Source organism: Flavivirga amylovorans, assembly GCF_030540875.1.
In the GTDB taxonomy this organism is placed as follows: Bacteria; Bacteroidota; Bacteroidia; order Flavobacteriales; family Flavobacteriaceae; genus Flavivirga; species Flavivirga amylovorans.
Genome location: NZ_JAUOEM010000001.1, coordinates 394,267 through 410,305, shown reverse-complemented (window position 1 = coordinate 410,305; position 16,039 = coordinate 394,267). Strand labels below are relative to the sequence as shown.

Below are 16,039 nucleotides of genomic sequence, written 5' to 3'. Positions count from 1 at the left end.
ATTTCAATGAATCTTAAAGACCATTATAACGCTCTTTACAAGGAATCTATTCAGAAAATCTCTAACGATAACTATCAAATTGATAGTTTAATTGACTCCCCAATTGATGCAAGATTTGGAATAACACTTATCATTAGACCACCAGTTGAAATTAAAAACAGAATTCAAGAGTTTCTTAATAAACTCAAAACAATAGAACCGAATCAATATTATTATAAAAATTCAGACATTCATATTACAGCAATGTCAATAATATCATGTTACAATGGTTTTCAATTAAAAAGCATTAATATGCCTGAGTATATAACATTGATCCAAAAAAGTTTACATGGTAATACGAACTTAGAAATTAAATTTAAAGGAATTACAGCTTCACCATCATGTATAATGGTTCAAGGTTTTATGAATAATGAATCATTAAATATTACACGAAATAATTTAAGAGAAAACTTTAAAAACACTACCTTAGAGCAAAGTATTGACAAACGCTACTCAATACAAACAGCCCATTCAACTGTATGTCGTTTTAGTGAAAAATTAAATCAAAAATCTGAGTTTTTAAAATCAGTTGAACACTTTAGGAATTATGATTTTGGTAGTTTCAAAGTCAAAAACCTTGAATTAGTATATAATGATTGGTATCAAAAAGAAAAACATGTGAAAAAATTATTTGACTTTAGTTTTTAAATTTCAAATAACTTAAAAAACAGGGGGAAATCTAATGGCAAAACGCAATAACGAACATATTAGCATAAGTGATGCTTTAAAAGAATTTGTAGAAACTAACAAACTAGAAAAAGGCTTAGACAAAGTGAATGTTGCAGATGCTTGGGCCAACCTTATGGGGAATGGTGTGAATAATTATACGGCGTCGGTAAACTTAGAACGAGCCACCCTTTATGTACAGTTAACCTCCAGTGTACTTAGGGAAGAATTAAGTTATGGTAAGCAAAAAATAATTAACATGCTTAACGAAGAGTTAGGGAAAGAAATCATTAAAAAACTGGTACTCCGATAATTACATCTTCAAACTTTATACAAAAATTTTATATAAAATTGAAAAGCTATTATTATTTATAGTATATTTGTGACTTAATTTTTTATAACATAATACAATGAGTAAAGGTACCGTAAAATTTTTCAATGATTCTAAAGGTTTTGGATTCATCGTTGAAGACGACAACAACAAAGAACATTTCGTACACATTTCAGGACTTATCGATGAAATTCGTGAAGGTGATGCAGTAGAATTCGATCTACAAGAAGGTAGAAAAGGATTAAACGCCGTAAACGTAAAAGTAATCTAATAAATATACTTTAACAATTACAATTAAGGGTCTATCAATCAATTTGATAGACTTTTTTTATTTTTAGTGATTAATAAATTATTTGGCAGTACCTTTACAGAAATATATTAATTTAATAGTTTAAACAATGAGTAAAGGTACCGTAAAATTTTTCAATGATTCTAAAGGTTTTGGATTTATCACTGAAGACGACAACAACAAAGAACATTTCGTACACATTTCAGGACTTATCGATGAAATTCGTGAAGGTGATGCTGTAGAATTCGATCTACAAGAAGGCAAAAAAGGATTAAACGCCGTAAACGTAAAAGTAATCTAATTATATACTTTAACAATTACAATTAAAAGTCTGTCATTAATTTGATAGACTTTTTTTATGGAATTAATTTTAGCAACATACTTTTAAAACAACAATCCTTTAACTATGTTACAGAATTTTTTATTTTCTGTAGCCATTTAGTTTGTTAAGTTGTCTCAATATAAACATGAATCAAGACTTGGAGGCTATTATCAAACATCATGATAGTATATTTTGGAAAGGTCTTAATTCATGTAATTTAAATATCTTAAAAAATCAGGTATCAGACGAATTAGAATTTTACCATGATAAAGACGGACTAACAAAAGGAGCAGAAACATTTTTAAAATATCAGAGAAAAACCTATGCGCTTCAAAAAGTAATTGGAGATTTAAGACACAAAGCTGTTGAAAGTAGTATAGAAATACATCCAATAAATAATTATGGTGCCATTATAACTGGTAATCATGTATTTATATTAATAAAAATAACAAGCCAGAATACTTAAATGGCGTTGCAAAATTCGCAGATGTATGGAAAATGACTCGTGTTTTGAGTTATGACCATAAAGCATCACCTCAACATTGATAAAAAAGAAATTTTATTACCTAAAAACTTACTCGACTCTTTTATTGGTGAATACCCAGCATTAAACAACGGAATTGTAACAATTACTGAAAACAATGGATTACTTCAAATTAAAGCAGACAAAATGGCCGTTAGAGAAGAAGGAAAGATTGTAGAAGAAGCTGTAAAAAATAAATTAGAAATAAACGATTACGATTTATGTCTTAAACAGAAAACCCACAATTTAGTTGTGGGTTTTCTGTTTTTATATTTCTTAATGATTTAAAACATCTCTCTACCAGAAAAATGGAAAGCACCTTCTATAGCTGCATTGCCATCACTATCACTACCGTGTACTGCATTTTCCCCAATAGAAGCTGCGTATAGTTTACGAATAGTTCCTTCAGCTGCATCAGCTGGGTTAGTTGCTCCTATTAATGTTCTAAAATCATCAACAGCATTGTCTTTTTCTAAAATAGCTGCAACAATAGGACCGCGAGTCATATATTCAACTAATTCCCCAAAAAATGGACGTTCGTTATGTATCGCATAAAATGCTTCTGCATCAGTTTTTGTCATTTGTGTTAATTTCATTGCTACGATTCTAAATCCTGAAGCAGAAATTTTTTCTAGTATTGCGCCGATGTGTCCTTTTTCAACAGCATCTGGCTTTAACATTGTAAATGTTCTATTTGTTGCCATCTTATTGTTTTAATTTTGCTGCAAAAGTAATGCATTTCTAATTAAAAACAATCATTAAATTACAAACCAGTATAATGCATTAAAAACGTATTAAATCTTATAACTATTGTTAAATATAATGTTTTACTGTTTTTAAAATTTTGACTAAAGCGAAGTTGCTTAACAACTTTTTGATGCTTTATTGAGATTAAAAAAATTGTATCTTCGTCAACTATGAACAAACAAGATATCTCAAGTATTAAACAGTTATTATCTTCTAAAAAAAAGATAGTAATTGTACCTCATAAAAACCCGGATGGAGATGCTATTGGCTCAACCCTTGGACTCTACCACTACCTTCTAAAAGGTAATCATCAAGTAAATGTTTTGGTACCCAATGACTACCCTACTTTCTTAAAATGGATTCCAGGGAACGATACTATTTTGAAACACGATTCTCAAACTAAAAAATGTGATACATTAATTGAAGAAGCTGATATTATATTTACCTTAGATTTTAATGCGTTTCATAGAACTGGCAGTATGGAATCTGTGTTAACTAAAAGTAAGGCTTTAAAGATTATGATTGATCATCATCAAGCACCAGATGATTATGCTACTTATATGTTTAGTGATGTTACAATGAGTTCTACTTGCGAAATGGTATATCATTTTATTGATATGTTAGGAGACACAAGCTTAATCGACACCAATATTTCTACCTGTTTATATGTTGGTATCATGACAGATACTGGCTCATTTAGATTTTTATCTACAACCAGCAAAACACATCAAATAGTCGCACAACTTATCGAAAAAGGAGCAAACAATACCGAAATCCATAACAATATTTACGATACTAATAGCTACGAGCGCTTGCAACTCCTAGGGTGTGCGTTAAGCAACCTAAAGGTCATTCCTGAATCAAAAACAGCTTACATAACGCTTTCTCAGGAAGAATTATATAGATACGATTATAAAAAAGGGGATACTGAAGGTGTTGTAAACTATGCTTTATCTTTAAAAGACACAGTACTCGCTGCTATTTTTATTGAAGATAAACAAGAAGGTATTATAAAAATATCATTGCGATCAAAAGGGAACTTCTCTGTTAATGAATTATCTAGAGCACATTTTAGCGGTGGTGGTCATACCAATGCCGCAGGAGGGAAAAGCCATTTATCAATGGAGGACACAGTTGCTAAATTTATTAGTATATTGCCTAGTTATAATAAAGCCCTAAATGATGAATAAATTACTAATATTAGCCATTGTCTTACTGGCAATAAACTGCAAAACACCTGAAGCAAGGCGTCCTGTTTCTGTAAAAACAGGTTCTTTTATAGATGCCTCTGTTGAGCGCAATAAAAGACTTTTTGCTCAAGAGCAGGTTTTCATAGAAAAAATCATGAAAAAGCAAGATAACAATTATATAACTTCAGAAAATGGCTTCTGGTACTATTACAACAACAAAATAGAAATAGATACTTTAAACACACCGTTGTTTGGAGATATTATAAACTACAACTATAATGTAAAAGCATTAAATGGTAGTTTAATTTATTCAAAAGAAGATATTAAAACACGAACCTACGCTATGGATAAAGAAGAATTATTTACGGGTTTACGCGAAGGTTTAAAACTAATGAAAACTGGCGAAACCGCTACCTTTATCTTTCCCTCGCAAAAAGCATATGGTTATTACGGAGATGAAAATAAAATAGGCAGTAATACACCCATAATTTGTGAAGTTACAGTGAATTCAATTACCCAAAATCAAACTAATTAATAATGACTCTTTTAAAAAATTCTATCAAAATTTTATCAATCGCATCTTTAATAGCATTAGTTTCATGTAAAGCGCAATACCCAGATCTTGAAGATGGATTATATGCTGAATTTATTACTACTAAAGGTGTTATGGTTGCAAAATTAGAGCATGAAAAAGCTCCCATAACTGTTGCAAATTTCGTCTCATTAGCAGAAGGCACAAATACAATGGTAGACGATGCTTATAAAGGAAAAAAATTCTACAACGGACTTATTTTTCATCGTGTTATTAATGAATTTATGATTCAAGGAGGTGACCCTACAGGAACAGGTTCGGGAAGTCCTGGCTATAAATTTACGGATGAGTTTCATCCAGATTTAAAACATGACAAACCTGGTATCTTATCTATGGCAAACTCTGGACGTAATACAAATGGAAGTCAATTCTTTATTACTGAAATACCAAAGCCTCATTTAGATAATGGATACAATATTTTTGGCGAGTTAGTTATTGGAATAAATATTCAAGACAGTATTTCTAACGTAAAAACTGCTTCTGGAGATAAACCAATAGAAGATGTAGTTATTAAAGAACTAAACATTATTAGAAAAGGAAAAGAAGCTAAATCTTTTGATGCTCCAAACACATTTAATAATCATTTTGCTGAAGCTGAACGTAAAGAAAAAGAAAAGAAAGCAAAAAAAGCAGCGATTTTAAAAGCTACCAAAGAAAAATTTGAAAAACAAAAAGCCGAAACTATTATGCTGTCTTCAGGATTACAATATATTATTACCGAAAAAGGTACTGGAGAAAAATTACCCGAAACGGCAGAAGTGCTTACACACTACGCAGTATATTTTGAAAACGGGAAACTACTTCAAACTAGTAAATTAGAAATTGCTGAAGCGCTTGATGTTGTAAATGAAAAACGTAAAGCTGCAAACAAATACCAACCAATTACTGCTGGTATTGGTCCTGATGCTAGTATGATTCCTGGTTTTAAAGAAGGCTTACAACAATTAAGTGTTGGAGATAAAGCAACATTATTCATTCCATATCATTTAGCTTATGGAGAAGCTGGAACCAGAGGAATCCCTGGAAAGTCTAATATCATTTTTGAAGTCGAAATCATAGAACTTTTAAAGTAAAAAACAAAACGTATGCATGCATTAAAATTTGATTGGAACCCTGTAACTGGAATCGACATTGTTGGAAATTTCAAATTACATTTCTACAGTCTCATGTGGGTCATTGCATTTATAATAGGTTGGTATATTATGAAGCGCATTTTTACTAAAGAAAAAATATCTTTAGATTATTTGGATCCTTTGTTTATTTATACTGTATTAGCGACCATGCTAGGCGCACGTTTAGGGCATGTTTTGTTTTATCAATCGGAATTAATATCTCAAGACTTTTTTAGCATTTTTCTACCGTTTAAATTCAAAGGCGGTTTTGAGTTTACTGGGTTTCAAGGATTAGCAAGTCATGGCGCCGCAATTGGTATCATAATAGGAATGTATTTATATCGTAAAAAATACAACTACAAATCATTATTATGGGTTTTAGACCGCGTTGTTATATCGGTTGCTTCTGGTGCTATTTTTATTAGAATTGGAAACTTCATAAATTCCGAAATTATTGGAAAAGTTACCGAATCTAATTTCGGAGTTCGTTTTATTCAAGATCAATATTACAAGAGCCAAATTACACAACTTACAGGTATTAAAGATGTTCAAGAAGCTTATAATGCTGTTACCGATAATCCTCAATTTGCACAATTACTAGAAAAGGTTCCTTACAGACACCCAGCACAGTTATATGAATCTTTCTGCTATATTTTTGTGTTTATAATTTTATGGTATTTCTATTCAAAAACTAAAAAAAGAGAACAAACCGGTTTTCTTTTTGGATTGTTTTTAATCTTGTTATGGACCATTCGCTTCTTTGTTGAATTCACAAAAGAGCCTCAAGGTGACGAATATATTAATTGGGCTAACTTGAATACAGGACAATGGCTTAGTATTCCGTTTATTCTTATTGGCTTATATTTTATGTTTGTTTATAAACCCAAAACAACTGTCAAATAACATGCTCTTTAAACGTCTCTCTTCATTCACTTTTATAATTTTGATTGGTTTGCTTTCAAACCTCTCGTCTTGTAAAGAAAACAAAAAGACTATCAAACAAACCGAAGTTACTTTTAAAAAAGAAGGCGAGCTTACTATTTTTAAATCCATTGATTCTACAGCAGTCACTCTGGATATCGAAATTGCAGATACAGATTTTGATATTCAAACTGGGTTAATGTATAGAAATTCTATGGGTACAAGGCAAGGAATGTTATTTGTGTTTAAAGATGTGAAAGAGCGTTTCTTTTACATGAAGAACACCAAAATACCTTTAGATTTAATTTATATAAACGAAAACAACAATATAGTGAGCTTTCAGAAAAATGCCAAACCATTTGACGAAAGCTCATTACCTTCTAATTTTCCTGCAAAATATGTACTGGAAATTAATGCTAATTTAGTTGATACCTGGTCGCTTTCGGTTGGTGACAGCATAAGCTATATAAAACACTAAACAAACAACAACTACAGATTTATATACAAAACGCTTATTGCAAACTTGATAAACTTGTTTTAAGCGTTTCAATTTTAGCCAAGGCATCTGCTTCTTTTTTCTTCTCACTGGCTACAACTTGTTCTGGAGCTCCTGCTACAAAACGTTCATTGGAGAGTTTCTTTTGTACAGATTTCAAAAAGCCTTCCGTATAACTTAACTCTTCTGTTAACTTTTTAATTTCAGCTTCCAGATCAATACTGCCTGCCATAGGTATAAAATACTCATTGGACTTCACTCTAAAAGTTAAAGCACCATCCACGGCATCAGAAACATAATCGATACTTTCTAAATTCCCTAATTTGGAAATAATACTATCGAATGTCGTACTATTTTTTTCATTATTAATTGCCGAAAATCCAATAGCATCTTTAAAAGCTATATTTTTTTGTTTTCTAATGTTTCTAATACCCGAAATAACTTCAGATGCAAATTCAAACTCATCAATTAAAGTTTCATTAATTGGTTTAGATTCTGGCCATTTTGCAACGATTAAAGCTTCATCTGGAGTTCTCTCTGATATATAGTGCCATATATCCTCAGTTAAAAATGGCATAAAAGGGTGTACAATTTTTAAATTATCCTCAAAAATAGCAATCACACGTTTTAATGTTTTAGCATCTATAGGCTGTTGATACCCTGGTTTAATCATTTCTAAAAACCAGCCACAAAAATCATCAAAAATAAGCTTATAGATCGTCATCAAAGCGTCACTCAGTCTGTATTTACTAAAATGATCTTCAATTTCTATTAAAGCTTTCTGAAATTTAGATTCGTACCAATCTATGGCAACTTTACTAGATTCCGGTTGTTGAATATTGTCATCAACCTTCCATCCATCAACCAAGCGGTAAGCATTCCATATTTTGTTTCCGAAACCTTTTCCTTGTTGGCAAAGTGCTTCATCAAACATTAAATCGTTTCCTGCTGCCGAACTTAACAATAAGCCAACGCGAACACCCCCAGCTCCATATTCTTCAATAAGCTTTAAAGCATCTGGCGAATTACCAAGTTGCTTAGACATTTTGCGTCGTTGCTTATCACGAACCAAACCAGTTAAGTACACATTATTAAATGGCTTTTCATCTTTATATTCATAACCAGCAATAATCATACGTGCTACCCAAAAGAATAAAATATCTGGTCCCGTAACTAAATCGTTTGTTGGATAGTAATATTTTATGTCTTCATTTTCAGGGTTTCTTATCCCATCAAAAACACTCATTGGCCATAACCAAGAACTAAACCAAGTATCCAGAGCATCTGTATCCTGGCGTAAGTCGTTAGTTGTTAGTTCTGAATTATTCGTTTTTACTCTAGCTAATTCCAAAGCACTTTCAATTGTTTCTGCTACTACAAAATCCTCTTTCCCGTCGCCATAGAAATATGCTGGAATTTGTTGTCCCCAAAGTAATTGGCGTGAAATATTCCAATCTCGAATATTCTCCATCCAATGACGGTAGGTGTTTTCGAACTTCTTAGGGAATAAGTTAATTTCAGAATCGTCTCCTAAAACCGCTTTAATAGCTGGTTTTACCAAATCTTCCATATTTAGAAACCACTGATCGCTTAAACGTGGTTCTATAACAGCTTTTGTTCTTTCGGAAGTTCCTAATTTATTAATATGCGTTTCAACCTTAACTAAAACACCTGTTTCTTCTAATTCTTTAGCAACAGCTTTTCTGGCTACAAAACGATCTTGACCTTCAAAATGTAATCCAAAGCTATTTAAAGAGGCATCTTCATTAAAAATATCAATAACTTCCAACTTATGCTTGTCTCCTAAATTCTTATCATTCTCATCATGTGCTGGCGTTACTTTAAGGCAACCAGTACCAAATTCAACATCTACATAGTCATCTTCAATAATAGGAATCACACGATTACATATTGGAACAATAGCTTTTTTTCCACGTAAGTGTACAAACCTTTCATCATTTGGGTTAATACAAATAGCGGTGTCTCCAAAAATCGTCTCAGGACGTGTAGTAGCTATCGTTAGAGCATCGTCACTTCCTTCAATTTTATATTGAAGGTAATATAAGTTTCCTTGACGTTCCTCATGAATAACTTCTTCATCAGATAAGGTTGTTTTTGCTTCTGGATCCCAGTTTACCATTCGGAAACCTCGGTAAATTAAGCCTTTGTTGAATAAATCCACGAACACCTTGATAACAGCCTCACTCATATCATCGTCCATCGTAAACTTGGTTCGTTCCCAATCGCAAGAACATCCTAATTTTTTAAGCTGTTCTAAAATAACACCTCCATATTCATGCGTCCAATCCCATGCATGTTTTAAGAACTCATCACGAGACAAGTCATTTTTATCAATACCCTGCTCTTTTAATTTAGCAACTACTTTTGCCTCGGTCGCTATAGATGCATGATCTGTACCAGGTACCCAACATGCATTTTTACCTTGCAAACGTGCACGACGTATTAATACATCTTGAATTGTGTTATTAAGCATATGCCCCATATGCAAGACCCCAGTTACATTTGGTGGAGGTATCACAATAGTATACGGTTCTCTTTCATCTGGTTCAGAATGAAAATAATTATGTTTCATCCAGTAATCGTACCACTTACTTTCTACTTGATTCGCCTCGTATTTTGAAGGTATTTGCATACTTTGGAATAGTTTTTGAATATTGATTTGCAAAAGTACTTATATTTCTTTTTCCGTGAAATCAGCATAGCTATTAATTTCATCAATAATTAATGATTTTAAGATGTAAATCACATCTCACGGTAAATAATAAATAATAACAGATGAAAGTTATAATATTAAAGTATAAACGATGGGCATTAAATATTTAACAAAAAACTGGCTTATTTAAGAAAAGTTGTACGTACTTTTAACTCTGTAGAATATGTTAACATACCTGTATTATGTCTAATATTTTTGCAGATTGTAGAAAAAGTGAGTATGTTTGACATGAAATTAGGAGTAGCAATATTGAGTACTACTTCATTTAATATTTATAGAAATTTATTTAATGCAAACTGCATTTGAACATATAAAACAATAAAAAATAGACAAATGAAACAATTATTTACAATTTTATTTATCGGATTAATCAGTCTATCTGTAAATGCACAGGACAAGGTAGCTAAAATAGAATTCAAATCGGATACTATCGATTATGGGACTGTTGAAAAAGGATCAAATGGTGTGCGTGTTTTTGAATTTACAAATACAGGAGATGCACCGCTTATAATATCTAAAGTTTCATCTAGCTGTGGTTGTACGATTCCAAAAAAACCAAAAGATCCAATTTTACCAGGGAAAACTGGACAAATTGAGGTTAAATATGATACAAATAGAGTAAATCCTATTAGAAAAACAATTACTGTTATTTCTAACGCAGATACGCCTACTGTTGCTTTAAAAATAAAAGGATTAGTAGTAGACTCAAGTAAAAAGAGTGTTTTAGAAAAGAAAGATAAAAGTATCGTTCAACAATAAACCTCTTTCTTTAGATAAAGAACTCATTTAGACTTTTAGGATTTAAGCGAAAATTAGAAGTTTTGCCTATGTTGAAGACTTTTTTGAGTTGCATAGCAGAGCTACGGAAGGAAAAAAAGACAAAAACAGAGCTGAAAACAGCCATTTTTTAGCAAATTGAAAAAGTCTAAATGAGTTCAAAGAAAACAAAAGCCTAAACTACTATTATAGTTTGGGCTTTTTTATTGAAAAACATCTTCTAATTTAAAGTCAACAGTTAAAATTATACCATGTCTTTCAACTTTTAACTTTATACGTTTACCCGAATCTTCATAAAACTTATGAATTAACTCTTGTAGCTTAAATTGGTAAGTATCCTTATTATTTATACTCAAAATAACATCTCCTATAAGTAAGCCTGCTTTTTCAGCTGGAGAATCTTTTCTTAATTCTACTACAACATAGGCTGGTTTTAATGATAATTTATATTTAGTATCTATAATAATTTTAGTGCCTTGATTTTGAGAATTCCCATATTTGTCATCTTTATTCTGAGAGGCACCATCCTTCTCCCTTACTAATCTATAACCATCATGAGATAACTCAATACCGCTTTTATTATATTGAAATTTCTCATTAAAATAACGATTCTTTGTTAGCGTAATTATGGCTCTTCGATAATCAAAAATAACATTAAATCGTTTTAAAATATTACCAGACAGACTACCATTACGGTTTTTGTGTTTTCTTGCATGTAAAATGTATGTTGAATCTGGAAACGAAACATTAACCTTATCAAGCATAAAACTTTTTAACAATAAGTTTCTAACTTTAGACCTTTTACCATAAACACTGCCACTCAAACCATGACCAAGAAAATCATAAAAAAATTTATTACTAGACCTAATTCCCAAAGAATCATCCTCAAACAACCATAAAGCATCGCTGCCTCCCGAATCTATCAATAACTTAATAGGAATCATTTCTCTATTCATTATCACTTGAGCATTTATATAAGGTTTATTATTATAAAACTCCAAATTCAGTCTTTCACATTTTTTACATTTTTTATACGTATACGCTTCAGGTGTCGTTAGTTTCAAAATCTTTTTAGAATAGTTTATTTCAACTATTAAGTCCTTAAATAAATCAAAACCAATGATACCATGAACTGGAAAACCTAATCTGGGAGCAAAATTGAGATTAGAATCATAAACAGCATATAAATCTTGGCTTAGCTTAATAGCATCTCCAATTTTAAAAATATTATTCTTAGATTTTAATGCTTCTACAGATTCACCGTTACCTAATCCTCTTAAAAAAATAGTTTCGGTATCTTTTATCTTTAATGTGTCTGAAACATTTAAAAAGTTAAAAATAATAGGCTTACTCACACCGGTGTCTAATAAAAAAGATAAGTTGACACCATTAACTTCAACAGGAATAATAATTAAATTATTTATTAATTTGAAGTTAATTTTATCTGATTGCTTTTTATTTTCAATAGTAAATTTGTTTTGGGAAAAACTAAGGTTAGTAAAGCAAAAAATTATTAAAATCAGATTTATTGGCTTTTTGATTGAGAAGAATGCAATTTTCATAAAATGAATTTACGAATCTTTTAGATTAACTTGATTATTTAGTCTAGTTTTTTAAAAAAACTTTAAGATAATTTTCTCAACTTTGCAGCATAATATATCATCAATGCCAACAATATCAAAAAAAGGGCAGCTAATGCCTGCATCTCCCATACGTAAATTAGTTCCTTATGCTGAAGAAGCTGTAAAAAAGGGGAAAAGTATTTATTATTTAAATATTGGACAACCAGATATTAAAACTCCTGAAATTGCTCTACAAGCAGTAAAGAACAGTAATATAGACATCATAGCATATTCAAGATCTGAAGGATCTGAATTATATAGACAAAAAATTTCGAAGTATTATTCTAAACACAATATTGATGTTACTCATAATGATATTGTAGTAACAACTGGTGGTAGCGAAGCACTTCTTTTTGCTTTTGGCAGTATTATGGATATCGATGATGAAATTATTATCCCTGAGCCATTTTATGCTAATTACAATGGATTTTCGACAGCTTCTGGAGTAAAAGTAGTACCAGTAATTTCTAAGATTGAAAATAATTTCGCCTTACCTCCTATCGAGGAATTTGAAAAATTAATTACGCCTAAAACCAAGGCTATTTTAATTTGTAACCCAGGAAACCCTACTGGTTATCTATATTCTAAAGAAGAAATACAAAAACTAGCAGCTATTGTTAAAAAACACGATTTATTTTTAATTGCTGACGAAGTTTACAGAGAATTCGCATACGACGGAAACACACATTATTCTATTATGCAAGAAACAGGACTCGAAGATCATGCCATTATGATTGATTCTGTTTCTAAGAGATATAGCATGTGTGGAGCAAGAGTTGGATGTCTAGTATCTAAAAACAAAACACTTATACAAACAGTTTTAAAATTTGCTCAAGCTCGTTTAAGTCCTCCAACACTAGCACAAATCGCTAGTGAAGCTGCACTTGAAACACCACAAAGCTATTTTGATGATGTTATTGAAGAATATGTAGAAAGAAGAAATACTTTGATTTCTGAATTACAAAAAATAGATGGTGTTAGAGTAGCAAAACCAAAAGGTGCTTTTTATTGTATTGTAGAACTCCCTGTAAAAAATTCTGATGATTTTGCCCAGTGGATTTTAGAATATTTCGATGTTAATGGAGAAACTATTATGGTTGCTCCTGCTGGTGGTTTTTACTCCACACCTGGAGTTGGCCTAAACCAAATACGCATTGCTTACGTACTTAAAAAAGAAAGCCTAATAAAAGCTGTTAATATTTTAAAAGAAGCTTTAAAAGCTTATAATAATTAGTGCATATAAAAGAGAACATATCTTTAAAACCATACAATACTTTCGGTATTGACGTCTTGGCTAGTTTTTTTATTTCTGTTTCTAATATTGACGAATTAAAACAAGTTTTGGCTCTTAAAGAGTATCCTAACAAACTTATTTTAGGTGGGGGCAGTAATATGTTGCTTACCAAAGATTTTAAAGGCCTTGTTATTCACATCAATCTAAAAGGCATTGAAATTATTTCTGAAAATGATGATTTTGTAACGATTAAAGCTTGTGCAGGTGAGAATTGGCACGAGTTTGTACTTTGGTGTATAAGTAATGATTTTGGTGGTATTGAAAATTTATCTCTAATCCCTGGGAATGTCGGTACTGCCCCCATCCAGAATATTGGAGCTTATGGTGTTGAATTAAAAGACACTTTTGTATCATGCGAGGCATTATCTTTAGAAACTAAAACGATAGAAACGTTTACAAAAACGGACTGCGATTTTGGTTATAGAAATTCCATTTTTAAGCAACATGCTAAAGGAAAATATATTATAACCAGCGTTACATTCATTCTTAGTAAAAAGAACCATAAACTCCATATAAATTATGGGGCTATTGCTTCTCAACTAGAAACAATGCATGTTACGAAACCAACCATTCAAGAGGTTTCAAAGGCAGTAATTGCTATTAGAGAAAGTAAATTACCAAACCCTAAAGAAATTGGAAATAGCGGTAGTTTTTTCAAAAATCCAGTGATTTCAAAATCGAATTTCGATAAATTGTCACAAAATTTCTCAGACATTCCAAGTTACCCTATTTCAGAAAGCGAAGTCAAGGTTCCTGCGGGTTGGCTTATTGAAAAAGCAGGTTTTAAAGGCAAACAGTTTGGTAATTATGGCGTGCATAAAAAACAAGCTCTTGTACTTGTTAACTATGGAAATGCAAAGGGATCAGACATTTTAGACCTTTCAAAATTAATACAAAAAACGGTTAAGAGACTTTTTGATATTTCTATTGAAGCTGAAGTAAATATATTGTAATCAAAAAGAAATTTCTAACTTTGGCAGAATTACTCGCCATATTAATTTATGGTTAAAACCAAATTAACCTTGATTTCATCTACAGAAAAAGAAATAATTAACTTCCTTGAAAATGGCGATAAAAGAGCCATTACCCTACTTTACGAAAGCTACTCAGACTCACTGTTCGGTGTTATAAAAAAAATAATATCGGATGATGATACTGCGCAAGATGTACTACAGGAAAGTTTCGTAAAAATATGGAGGTATGCAAAAAAATATGATTCTAACAAAGCTAAATTATTTACTTGGCTATATAGAATTGCTTACAATACTGCTATCGACAAAGTTAGGTCTCTAAAAAATAAAAGCGGTAAAGAAGTCCAAATAGAGACTTCACCCGTATATAAAATAACATCGAATGAATTAAATCAAGATGTTTTAGACATAAGAACCCATCTAAATACGCTTGATAAAAAATATCAAATAGTGATTAATGCACTCTTTTTTGAGGGTATGACACAACAAGAAGCCAGTGATGAATTAGATATTCCGCTGGGAACTATAAAATCGAGATTAAAAATCGGATTACGTGAATTGAAAAAAATTTATAATCCTTAACTAAGTAACGTCATGAATGAGAAAATAACTACTTTTTTAAATTCTGGCCTATTAGAAAAATATCTACTAGGTGAAACTTCTTCTGCTCAAACAGAAAAAGTTGAGTCTTATATTTCAAAATACCCAGAAGTACAGAACGCATACAACACATTGCAATACAATTTAGAAATTGTTGCTAAAAGTAATGCTGTTGAAGCACCGAAAAGCATTTTAAATAATATTTTAGAAGAGCTTGATGAAAAACCTGTTGTTAGTTTAAATGCGCAAAAGAAATACAAATCATGGTATAAATTTGCGGTAGCTGCTAGTATAGTAGCCTTTGTTTTTGCTGGCACCTCTTATCATTTCTATTCTCAAAAACGAAAATTATCTCAAGAAAACCAAATTGTGGTTGATGAAATTTTTGATTTGCGAAGTGATATAGCAAAAAATAATCTGATGCTTGATAATGTTATGAGACAATTATTAAAGCTTAACAATCCAGAGACTGAAAAATATATCATCAAAGGGAATGAAAGAGCAAAAAATTTAAAAACAGTTGCTTACATAAACCCAAAAGAAAAAACATCAATGATCGATGTGGTTTCGTTACCTCAATTACCTGAAGAGCAGTGTTACCAAATATGGGCTGATTTACAAGGTCAGATGGTAAGTTTAGGAATATTAAGTGAGGCAGACAGACAACTTATGTCTATACCTTATGCTGAAAATGCACTTGCATTAAATATTACTATAGAACCCAAAGGAGGAAATACAATTGCTTCTATGGAAAATACTGTTGCAGCGATTAGCTTACAATAAAAATAATATAACAAACACAATTAAAGCCTT

General features: G+C 31.3%; 19 protein-coding genes. 16 read left to right on the top strand and 3 right to left on the bottom strand.

Annotated elements, in window-relative coordinates:
* Positions 1-6 precede the first annotated feature (6 nt).
* From Q4Q39_RS01710 to Q4Q39_RS01685, 6 genes are all read left to right on the top strand, one after another.
* Positions 7-687, top strand: coding sequence for a mutarotase (locus Q4Q39_RS01710; RefSeq protein ID WP_303280630.1), 681 nt, complete (start codon positions 7-9; stop codon positions 685-687).
* Between the two features lie 34 nt (positions 688-721).
* On the top strand, positions 722-1,018 hold the full coding sequence (locus tag Q4Q39_RS01705) for a DciA family protein (RefSeq protein ID WP_303280629.1): 297 nt from the start codon (positions 722-724) through the stop codon (positions 1,016-1,018).
* A gap of 97 nt (positions 1,019-1,115) precedes the next feature.
* Positions 1,116-1,307, top strand: a complete 192-nt coding sequence (locus Q4Q39_RS01700) for a cold-shock protein (protein ID WP_042242688.1) — start codon at positions 1,116-1,118, stop codon at positions 1,305-1,307.
* 127 nt (positions 1,308-1,434) lie between these two features.
* Positions 1,435-1,626, top strand: a complete 192-nt coding sequence (locus Q4Q39_RS01695) for a cold-shock protein (RefSeq protein ID WP_072402704.1) — start codon at positions 1,435-1,437, stop codon at positions 1,624-1,626.
* 166 nt (positions 1,627-1,792) lie between these two features.
* Positions 1,793-2,113, top strand: a complete 321-nt coding sequence (locus tag Q4Q39_RS01690) for a hypothetical protein (RefSeq protein WP_303280628.1) — start codon at positions 1,793-1,795, stop codon at positions 2,111-2,113.
* 51 nt (positions 2,114-2,164) lie between these two features.
* The gene (locus tag Q4Q39_RS01685; protein WP_303280627.1) at positions 2,165-2,458 is read left to right on the top strand and encodes a hypothetical protein; all 294 of its coding nucleotides are present in this window, start codon (positions 2,165-2,167) and stop codon (positions 2,456-2,458) included.
* Here Q4Q39_RS01685 and Q4Q39_RS01680 read toward each other — a convergent pair.
* Positions 2,455-2,874, bottom strand: a complete 420-nt coding sequence (locus Q4Q39_RS01680) for a nucleoside-diphosphate kinase (RefSeq protein WP_303280626.1) — start codon at positions 2,872-2,874, stop codon at positions 2,455-2,457. The genes Q4Q39_RS01685 and Q4Q39_RS01680 overlap by 4 nt on opposite strands.
* 213 nt (positions 2,875-3,087) lie before the next feature.
* On the opposite strand from Q4Q39_RS01680, the gene Q4Q39_RS01675 reads away from it, so the two are divergent.
* From Q4Q39_RS01675 to Q4Q39_RS01655, 5 genes are read left to right on the top strand one after another with little or no spacing between them, the layout of a single operon-like run.
* Positions 3,088-4,107, top strand: coding sequence for a DHH family phosphoesterase (locus tag Q4Q39_RS01675; protein ID WP_303280625.1), 1,020 nt, complete (start codon positions 3,088-3,090; stop codon positions 4,105-4,107).
* Positions 4,100-4,642 carry a gliding motility-associated peptidyl-prolyl isomerase GldI gene (gene gldI, locus Q4Q39_RS01670; protein ID WP_303281299.1) on the top strand — a complete coding sequence of 181 codons (543 nt, stop codon included), beginning with the start codon at positions 4,100-4,102 and terminating at the stop codon, positions 4,640-4,642. Before Q4Q39_RS01675 ends, gldI begins: the two co-directional genes overlap by 8 nt.
* A 2-nt stretch (positions 4,643-4,644) precedes the next feature.
* Positions 4,645-5,772 (top strand): peptidylprolyl isomerase, encoded by a 1,128-nt coding sequence (locus Q4Q39_RS01665; RefSeq protein ID WP_303280624.1) that lies wholly within the window; start codon positions 4,645-4,647, stop codon positions 5,770-5,772.
* Between the two features lie 12 nt (positions 5,773-5,784).
* A complete protein-coding gene (gene lgt, locus Q4Q39_RS01660; protein WP_303280623.1) occupies positions 5,785-6,714 on the top strand; it encodes a prolipoprotein diacylglyceryl transferase in 930 nt (309 codons plus the stop codon).
* A 49-nt stretch (positions 6,715-6,763) separates the two neighbouring features.
* On the top strand, positions 6,764-7,210 hold the full coding sequence (locus tag Q4Q39_RS01655; protein WP_345075988.1) for a DUF192 domain-containing protein: 447 nt from the start codon (positions 6,764-6,766) through the stop codon (positions 7,208-7,210).
* Positions 7,211-7,244: 34 nt separating this feature from the next.
* Here the strand turns inward: Q4Q39_RS01655 and Q4Q39_RS01650 are convergent, their stop codons facing one another.
* Entirely contained in the window at positions 7,245-9,881 is a 2,637-nt protein-coding gene (locus Q4Q39_RS01650; RefSeq protein ID WP_303280621.1) for a valine--tRNA ligase, read from the bottom strand.
* Positions 9,882-10,295: 414 nt separating this feature from the next.
* Between Q4Q39_RS01650 and Q4Q39_RS01645 the strand changes: the two genes are divergently transcribed.
* On the top strand, positions 10,296-10,721 hold the full coding sequence (locus Q4Q39_RS01645) for a DUF1573 domain-containing protein (protein WP_303280620.1): 426 nt from the start codon (positions 10,296-10,298) through the stop codon (positions 10,719-10,721).
* Positions 10,722-10,942: 221 nt separating this feature from the next.
* Here the strand turns inward: Q4Q39_RS01645 and Q4Q39_RS01640 are convergent, their stop codons facing one another.
* Entirely contained in the window at positions 10,943-12,301 is a 1,359-nt protein-coding gene (locus tag Q4Q39_RS01640; protein ID WP_303280619.1) for a PDZ domain-containing protein, read from the bottom strand.
* Between the two features lie 103 nt (positions 12,302-12,404).
* Here Q4Q39_RS01640 and Q4Q39_RS01635 point away from each other — a divergent pair, with 103 nt between their 5' ends.
* From Q4Q39_RS01635 to Q4Q39_RS01620, 4 genes are read left to right on the top strand one after another with little or no spacing between them, the layout of a single operon-like run.
* Positions 12,405-13,595 carry a pyridoxal phosphate-dependent aminotransferase gene (locus tag Q4Q39_RS01635; protein WP_303280618.1) on the top strand — a complete coding sequence of 397 codons (1,191 nt, stop codon included), beginning with the start codon at positions 12,405-12,407 and terminating at the stop codon, positions 13,593-13,595.
* Positions 13,595-14,608, top strand: a complete 1,014-nt coding sequence (murB, locus tag Q4Q39_RS01630; RefSeq protein ID WP_303280617.1) for a UDP-N-acetylmuramate dehydrogenase — start codon at positions 13,595-13,597, stop codon at positions 14,606-14,608. Before Q4Q39_RS01635 ends, murB begins: the two co-directional genes overlap by 1 nt.
* A gap of 48 nt (positions 14,609-14,656) precedes the next feature.
* Entirely contained in the window at positions 14,657-15,208 is a 552-nt protein-coding gene (locus Q4Q39_RS01625; protein ID WP_425555713.1) for an RNA polymerase sigma factor, read from the top strand.
* A gap of 12 nt (positions 15,209-15,220) precedes the next feature.
* Positions 15,221-16,009, top strand: coding sequence for an anti-sigma factor (locus tag Q4Q39_RS01620; protein ID WP_303280616.1), 789 nt, complete (start codon positions 15,221-15,223; stop codon positions 16,007-16,009).
* Positions 16,010-16,039 lie beyond the last annotated feature (30 nt).

Excerpts from the sequence above, each read along its gene's own strand:
- Q4Q39_RS01620 (WP_303280616.1), top strand. The coding sequence starts at position 15,221 with ATGAATGAGAAAATAACTACTTTTTTAAATTCTGGCCTATTAGAAAAA.
- Q4Q39_RS01665 (WP_303280624.1), top strand. The coding sequence starts at position 4,645 with ATGACTCTTTTAAAAAATTCTATCAAAATTTTATCAATCGCATCTTTA.
- Q4Q39_RS01635 (WP_303280618.1), top strand. The coding sequence starts at position 12,405 with ATGCCAACAATATCAAAAAAAGGGCAGCTAATGCCTGCATCTCCCATA.
- Q4Q39_RS01690 (WP_303280628.1), top strand. The coding sequence starts at position 1,793 with ATGAATCAAGACTTGGAGGCTATTATCAAACATCATGATAGTATATTT.
- Q4Q39_RS01675 (WP_303280625.1), top strand. The coding sequence starts at position 3,088 with ATGAACAAACAAGATATCTCAAGTATTAAACAGTTATTATCTTCTAAA.
- gldI (WP_303281299.1), top strand. The coding sequence starts at position 4,100 with ATGAATAAATTACTAATATTAGCCATTGTCTTACTGGCAATAAACTGC.
- Q4Q39_RS01650 (WP_303280621.1), bottom strand. The coding sequence starts at position 9,881 with ATGCAAATACCTTCAAAATACGAGGCGAATCAAGTAGAAAGTAAGTGG.
- Q4Q39_RS01640 (WP_303280619.1), bottom strand. The coding sequence starts at position 12,301 with ATGAAAATTGCATTCTTCTCAATCAAAAAGCCAATAAATCTGATTTTA.
- Q4Q39_RS01695 (WP_072402704.1), top strand. The coding sequence starts at position 1,435 with ATGAGTAAAGGTACCGTAAAATTTTTCAATGATTCTAAAGGTTTTGGA.
- Q4Q39_RS01680 (WP_303280626.1), bottom strand. The coding sequence starts at position 2,874 with ATGGCAACAAATAGAACATTTACAATGTTAAAGCCAGATGCTGTTGAA.
- lgt (WP_303280623.1), top strand. The coding sequence starts at position 5,785 with ATGCATGCATTAAAATTTGATTGGAACCCTGTAACTGGAATCGACATT.
- Q4Q39_RS01625 (WP_425555713.1), top strand. The coding sequence starts at position 14,657 with ATGGTTAAAACCAAATTAACCTTGATTTCATCTACAGAAAAAGAAATA.
- Q4Q39_RS01705 (WP_303280629.1), top strand. The coding sequence starts at position 722 with ATGGCAAAACGCAATAACGAACATATTAGCATAAGTGATGCTTTAAAA.
- Q4Q39_RS01645 (WP_303280620.1), top strand. The coding sequence starts at position 10,296 with ATGAAACAATTATTTACAATTTTATTTATCGGATTAATCAGTCTATCT.
- Q4Q39_RS01710 (WP_303280630.1), top strand. The coding sequence starts at position 7 with ATGAATCTTAAAGACCATTATAACGCTCTTTACAAGGAATCTATTCAG.
- Q4Q39_RS01700 (WP_042242688.1), top strand. The coding sequence starts at position 1,116 with ATGAGTAAAGGTACCGTAAAATTTTTCAATGATTCTAAAGGTTTTGGA.
- Q4Q39_RS01685 (WP_303280627.1), top strand. The coding sequence starts at position 2,165 with ATGACCATAAAGCATCACCTCAACATTGATAAAAAAGAAATTTTATTA.